Origin of the sequence: Ramlibacter sp. 2FC (genome assembly GCF_005503345.1) — a bacterium.
GTDB lineage: Bacteria > Pseudomonadota > Gammaproteobacteria > Burkholderiales > Burkholderiaceae_C > SCMQ01.
Map to the genome: position 1 here is coordinate 20,662 of NZ_SCMM01000058.1, position 6,647 is coordinate 27,308.

Below are 6,647 nucleotides of genomic sequence, written 5' to 3' on the forward strand. Positions count from 1 at the left end.
GGCCTTGCATGGAAGCTGCCATGACCTCCGCCCGCTCCTCCCTGCCTTCCCGTGACATCGCCGCGCCGGCGATGGCGCTGTACGAGCAGGTCAAGGCCTTCATCACGCGCAAGATCCAGGACGGCTCCTGGCCGGCCGGCCACCGCCTGCCCTCGGAGCACGAGCTGGTCGCCCAGTTCGGCGTCTCGCGCATGACGGCCAACCGCGCGCTGCGCGAGCTGGTGGAGCAGGGCCGCATCGTGCGTGTGGCCGGTGTCGGCAGCTTCGTCGCCGAGGACAAGCCGCAGTCCACGCTGCTGCAGATCGCCAACATCGCCAGCGAGATCCGCCAGCGCGGCCACGACTACGGCTGCGAGATGCTGGTGGTCGAGCGCGTCGCCGCCGCGCCCGAGATCGCGGCCTGGCTGGACCTGCGCGCCGGCGAGTCGGTGTTCCACAGCCTCTGCCTGCACCTGGAGGACGGCCTGCCGGTGCAGCTCGAGGACCGCTACGTCAACCCGCGCGTGGTGCCGCATTTCCTGGAGCAGGACTTCCGCCAGTTCTCGCCCAGCGAGTACCTGGTGCGCCATGTGCCCTTCGACGAGATCGAGCATGTGGTCGACGCCGTGCTGCCCACGGCCCAGCAGGCCGAGCGCCTGGCCATGTCGGTCGGCGATCCCTGCCTGCTGTTGACGCGCCGCACCTGGACGCGCGGCACGCCCGTGACCCTGGTGCGCTGCCTGCATCCGGCCTCGCGCTACCGCCTGGGCAGCCGCTTCCGCGCCGACGGCAACCCCAGCTTCGGCTGAAGACCGGGCCTGGCCCTCGAGCTCGACGCCGCAACCACCTGTATAGACAAGACTGTAAACCCCAAGGAACCTGCCATGAACGCTCCCGAGAAACTCCCCCTTGCCGACCCGCGCCACGATGCCACGCGCGTGATCCGCGCCCCGCGCGGCAGCCAGCTCAGCTGCAAGAACTGGATCGCCGAGGCGGCCTACCGCATGATCCAGAACAACCTGGACCCCGAGGTGGCCGAGAACCCGCAGAGCCTGGTGGTCTACGGCGGCATAGGCCGCGCCGCGCGCAACTGGGAATGCTTCGACCAGATCCTGGCCTCGCTCAAGGCCCTGAACGAGGACGAGTCGCTGCTGATCCAGTCGGGCAAGCCGGTCGGCGTGTTCAAGACCCACGCCAATGCGCCGCGCGTGCTGATCGCCAACTCCAACCTGGTGCCCAAGTGGGCCACCTGGGAGCATTTCAACGAGCTCGATCGCAAGGGCCTGTTCATGTACGGCCAGATGACGGCCGGCAGCTGGATCTACATCGGCAGCCAGGGCATCGTGCAGGGCACCTTCGAGACCTTCGTCGAGGCCGGCCGCCAGCACTATGGCAACGACCTCTCGGGCAAGTGGATCCTGACCGCCGGCCTGGGCGGCATGGGTGGCGCCCAGCCGCTGGCCGCCACGCTGGCCGGCGCCTGCTCGCTCAACATCGAGTGCCAGCAGTCCAGCATCGATTTCCGCCTGCGCACGCGCTACGTCGACAAGCAGGCCAGGGACATAGCTGACGCGCTGGCGCTGATCAAGCACCACACCGAGCGCAAGGAGGCCGTGTCCATCGCCCTGCTGGGCAACGCGGCCGAGATCCTGCCCGAGCTGGTCAAGCGCGCCCAGGCCGGCGCCATCCGCCCGGACCTCGTGACCGACCAGACCTCGGCCCACGACCTGATCAACGGCTATCTGCCGATCGGCTGGAGCGTGGCGCAGTGGAAGGCCGCGCAGCAGGAACCCTCGCAGCACCAGCGCCTGACCCAGGAGGCCGCCCAGAGCTGCGCGGTCCATGTGCAGGCCATGCTGGACTTCCAGTCCATGGGTGTGCCCACGGTGGACTACGGCAACAACATCCGCCAGGTCGCCTTCGACCAGGGCGTCAAGAACGCCTTCGACTTCCCCGGCTTCGTGCCGGCCTACATACGCCCGCTGTTCTGCGAGGGCAAGGGCCCGTTCCGCTGGGTGGCGCTGTCGGGCGACCCCGAGGACATCTACAAGACCGACGCCAAGATCAAGGAGCTGTTCCCCGACAACAAGCACACCCACCGCTGGCTGGACATGGCGCGCGAGCGCATCGCCTTCCAGGGCCTGCCCGCGCGCATCTGCTGGCTGGGCCTGGGCGAGCGCCATCTGGCGGGCCTGGCCTTCAACGAGATGGTGAAGAATGGCGACCTCAAGGCGCCGATCGTGATCGGCCGCGACCACCTGGACACCGGTTCGGTGGCCAGCCCCAACCGCGAGACCGAGAGCATGCGCGACGGCACCGACGCCGTGTCCGACTGGCCTCTGCTCAACGCCCTGCTCAACACCGCGGGCGGCGCGAGCTGGGTCAGCCTGCACCATGGCGGCGGCGTGGGCATGGGCTATTCGCAGCACTCGGGCATGGTCATCGTGGCCGACGGCAGCGAGGCCGCGGCCGAGCGCCTGGCGCGCGTGCTGGTCAACGACTGCGGCTCGGGCGTGATGCGCCATGCCGACGCGGGCTACGAGCAGGCCATCGCCACGGCCAAGAAGCATGGGCTGAAGCTGCCGATGGTCAAGTGAGGCCCGCGCACCGGAAGCAAGACATGGTGCTGCACCGCTTCGACCGGGCTGCCTTGCCCGCCACGCCCTGGAAGAACGGCGGCGGCGTGACGCGCGAGATCGCCTGCTGGCCGCCGGGCGCGGGTCTGGCCGACTTCGAGGCGCGCGTCAGCATCGCCAGCATCGCGGCCGACGGTCCGTTCTCGGTCTTCGCCGGCGTGGACCGCCAGATCCTGCTGCTCGACGGCGGCGGCGGCGTGCGGCTCAGCTCGCCCGACGGCGCTGTGGAGCATAGGCTCGACACAGCGCTGGCCCCGTTCGCCTTCGCCGGCGAGGCCGCGATCGAGGCCCGCCTGCTGGCCGGCGCGTCGAGCGACTTCAACCTCATGACGCGCCGCGCGGCGCTGCGCGCAGAGCTGCGCGTGCTGCGCGAGGCGGCCGAGCTGCCCGCCTGCCCGCAAGGCCTGCTGTTCGCGGCCCGGGGCGCCTGGCAGCTGCAGGCGCTGCATGGGGCCGCGGACCCGCAATCCCTGCAGCGCGGCCAGGGCCTGTGGTGGCATGCGGGCGGCCCGCGCTGGCAGCTCACACCCGTCACGGCGGACGCTGCCATGATCTCGGTGCAGCTCTGGCCCGCCTCTCCTTCTTCTTCGTGAGCGCGACATGAACCATTCCCAACATCCCTCGGCCGACGGCCTGTGGCAGCACCTCAGGCTCGCGCCCGGCGCCCTGGCCGGCGAGGCGCATTCCGAGGGCTTGGCGGACGCCGCCATCGTGGTGCGCCAGGGCCAGATCGCCTGGATAGGCGCCGGCGCCGCGCTGCCCGCGGTCTACGCCGGCCTGCCGCGCTTCGACGCTGGCGGCGCCCTGGTCACGCCGGGCCTGGTCGACTGCCACACCCACCTGGTCTACGGCGGCCAGCGCGCGAACGAGTTCGCGCTGCGCCTGGCCGGCGCCAGCTACGAGGAGATTTCGCGCGCCGGCGGCGGCATCGTTTCCACCGTGCGCGCCACGCGCGAGGCCAGCGAGGACCAGCTGTTCGAAAGCGCCTCGGCCCGCCTGCAGCCGCTGCTGGCCGAAGGCGTTTGCGCGATCGAGATCAAGTCGGGCTACGGCCTCGCGCTCGAGCATGAGCGCAAGCAGCTGCGCGTGGCGCGGCGCCTGGGCCAGGCCCATGGCCTCACGGTGCGCACCAGCTTCCTCGGCGCCCATGCCCTGCCGCCGGAATACGCGGGCCGCAGCGGCGACTACATAGACCTGGTGTGCCGCGATATGCTGCCGGCCCTGGCGGCCGAGGGCCTGATCGACGCGGTCGATGTATTCTGCGAGCGCATAGGCTTTTCGCTGGCCGAGACCGAGCAGGTGTTCCAGGCCGCGCAGGCTCTGGGCCTGCCGGTCAAGCTGCATGCCGAGCAGCTCTCCGACATGGGCGGCGCGGCGCTGGCGGCGCGCTACGGCGCGCTCTCCTGCGACCACATCGAGCATCTCTCCGCCCAGGGCATCGCGGCCATGAAGCAGGCCGGCAGCGTGGCCGTGCTGCTGCCCGGCGCCTACTACGCGCTGCGCGACACCCATCTGCCGCCGATCGAGGCCCTGCGCGAGGCCGGCGTGCCCATGGCGGTCGCTACCGACCACAACCCCGGCACCTCGCCCTGCCTGAGCCTGCTGCTCATGATGAACATGGCCTGCACCCTGTTCCGCCTGACCGTGCCCGAGGCCCTGGCCGGCGTCACGCGCCACGCGGCCCGCGCCCTGGGCCTGCAGGCCACGCATGGCGCGCTGGAGGCCGGCCGCCCCGCCAACTTCGTGCTCTGGGACCTGAAGGAAGCGGCCGAGCTGGCCTACTGGTTCGGCCAGCGCCCCATGCGCTGCGTGGTGCGTCAAGGCCGCATTGCGGAGGGCCGGCCATGAGTGGCGCCCTGTTCGCGGCCGACGCGCTGCTGCCCTCTGGCTGGGCGCGCGACGTGCTGTTGCGCTGGAACGACCAGGGCCGGCTCGCCGAGGTCCTGCCGGGCAGCGCCGCGCCTCAGGGCGTGGCGCGGGCGGTGGGCCCCGTGGTCCCCGGCCTGCCCAACCTGCACTCGCATGCCTTCCAGCGCGCCTTCGCCGGCCTGACCGAATACCGCGGCGCGGCCCAGGACAGCTTCTGGAGCTGGCGCCAGCTGATGTACCGCTTCGCCGCGCGCATCACGCCCGAGCAGCTCGAGGCCATCGCGACTTGGCTCTACGTCGAGATGCTCGAAGCCGGCTACACCGCGGTCTGCGAGTTCCACTACCTGCACCACGACAGCGACGGCCGGCCCTATGCCGACGACGCCACGCTGGCCCAGGCCCTGCTGCGCGCGGCGCAGCGCGCGGGCATAGGCCTGACCCTGCTGCCCGTGCTCTACCAGAGCAGCGGCTTCGGTGGCCAGGCGCCGCGCGCCGACCAGGCGCGCTTCATACGCGGCACCGACGACATGCTGGCCCTGCTGGCGCGGCTGGCGCCCGACTGCCGGGCCCAGGGCGCCCGACTGGGCCTGGCCCCGCACTCGCTGCGCGCCGTGCCGCCCGACAGCCTGGGCGAGGCGCTGGCCGGCCTGGCCGCGCTGGATGCCGGTGCGCCCATCCACATCCACATCGCCGAGCAGACCCAGGAAGTCGACGACTGCCTGGCCTGGAGCGGCCAGCGTCCCGTGGCCTGGCTGCTCGACCACGCGCCGGTCGACGCGCGCTGGTGCCTGGTCCATGCCACGCACATGACGCCCGAGGAATACGCCCAGGCCGCGCGCAGCGGCGCCGTGGCCGGCATCTGCCCCAGCACCGAGGCCAACCTGGGCGACGGCATCTTCGACATGGCGCGCTGGCAGCAGCTGGGCGGCGCCTGGGGCCTGGGCTCGGACAGCCATGCCTGCGTCAACGCGGCCGAGGAGATCATGCTGCTCGAGTACAGCCAGCGCCTGGCGCTGCGCCAGCGCAACGTGCTGGCCTCGGCGGCCCAGCCCCAGGTGGCCACGGCCATGACTCTGGCCGCTGTGGCCGGCGGCGCCCGGGCCGCGGGCCGCGAGCTGGCCGGCCTGGCGCCGGGCCAGCAGGCCGACTTCGTGGTGCTGGCCGCCGGCCACCTGGCCCTGGCCGGCCTGCCCGCGCCCGAGATGCTCTCGGCCCATGTGTTCGCGAGCTCGCGCGGCTCGGCGCTGGACGGCGTCTGGGTGGGCGGCCGCGAGCGGGCGCGTGCCGGCCGTCATGCGCTGCACGACGACGCGGCCCGGGCCTTCGTCGCCGCGCGCGCCCGCCTGCTGTCCGAATCACCGAACTGAACCCCGCTCATGCCCGCGATCACCACCGAACCGCCCTTCGTCCTGCACCGCGGCCATCGCCCGCTGCTGGTCTCCATTCCCCATGTGGGCACCCATGTGCCGCCGGCCATCGCCGCGCGCCTGAGCCCGGCCGCGCAGGCCCTGCCCGACACCGACTGGCATCTCGACCAGCTCTACGACTTCGCGCGCGAGCTGGGCGCCTCGGTGCTGCAGGCCACGCATTCGCGCTACGTGGTGGACCTGAACCGCCCGCCCGACGACCAGAACCTCTACCCGGGCCAGGACACGACGGGCCTGTGCCCGGTCGACAGCTTCGACAGGCAGCCGCTCTATGCCGCGGGCGATCCGCCCGACGCGGCCGAGATCGCGGCGCGGCGCGAGGCCATCTGGCAGCCCTACCATGCGGCCTTGCAGCAGGAGCTGGCGCGGCTGCGCGAGCAGCACGACAGCGTCGCGCTGTGGGACGCGCATTCGATACGTTCGGTGCTGCCGCGCTTCTTCGAGGGCCGCCTGCCCGACTTCAACCTCGGCACGGCCGACGGCGCCAGCTGCGACCCGGCCCTGGCCCGGGCGGTCCACCAGATTGCGCAGGATGCGCCGGGCTTCAGCGCCGTGCTCAACGGCCGCTTCAAGGGTGGCTACATCACGCGCCAGTACGGCCGGCCGCAAGCAGGCGTGCAGGCGATCCAGCTCGAGATGACCCTCGGCAGCTACATGGGGGAAGCCCCGCCCTTTGCCTGGGACCCGGCGCGCGCCGCGCGCGTGCAGCCGCATCTGCGCGCCATGCTGGAGGCGG

General features: G+C 72.0%; 6 protein-coding genes. All 6 read left to right on the forward strand.

What is annotated here, in order from left to right; all coding sequences use genetic code 11:
• The first annotated feature begins 20 nt into the window (after positions 1-20).
• Entirely contained in the window at positions 21-788 is a 768-nt protein-coding gene (gene hutC, locus FFS10_RS19525) for a histidine utilization transcriptional repressor HutC (protein WP_249931362.1), read from the forward strand.
• A gap of 75 nt (positions 789-863) precedes the next feature.
• Positions 864-2,576: a urocanate hydratase gene (hutU, locus tag FFS10_RS19530; protein WP_137896274.1), complete on the forward strand. Its 1,713-nt coding sequence runs from the start codon at positions 864-866 to the stop codon at positions 2,574-2,576.
• 23 nt (positions 2,577-2,599) lie between these two features.
• A complete protein-coding gene (locus tag FFS10_RS19535; protein WP_171016058.1) occupies positions 2,600-3,208 on the forward strand; it encodes a HutD/Ves family protein in 609 nt (202 codons plus the stop codon).
• 7 nt (positions 3,209-3,215) lie between these two features.
• On the forward strand, positions 3,216-4,463 hold the full coding sequence (gene hutI / locus FFS10_RS19540) for an imidazolonepropionase (RefSeq protein ID WP_137896275.1): 1,248 nt from the start codon (positions 3,216-3,218) through the stop codon (positions 4,461-4,463).
• Complete coding sequence (locus FFS10_RS19545) at positions 4,460-5,851, forward strand: formimidoylglutamate deiminase (RefSeq protein ID WP_137896276.1); 1,392 nt, start codon at positions 4,460-4,462, stop codon at positions 5,849-5,851. The genes hutI and FFS10_RS19545 overlap by 4 nt, the downstream gene beginning before the upstream one ends.
• Positions 5,852-5,860: 9 nt before the next feature.
• A partial coding sequence (gene hutG / locus FFS10_RS19550) for an N-formylglutamate deformylase (protein WP_137896277.1) occupies positions 5,861-6,647 on the forward strand: 787 nt, incomplete at its 3' end.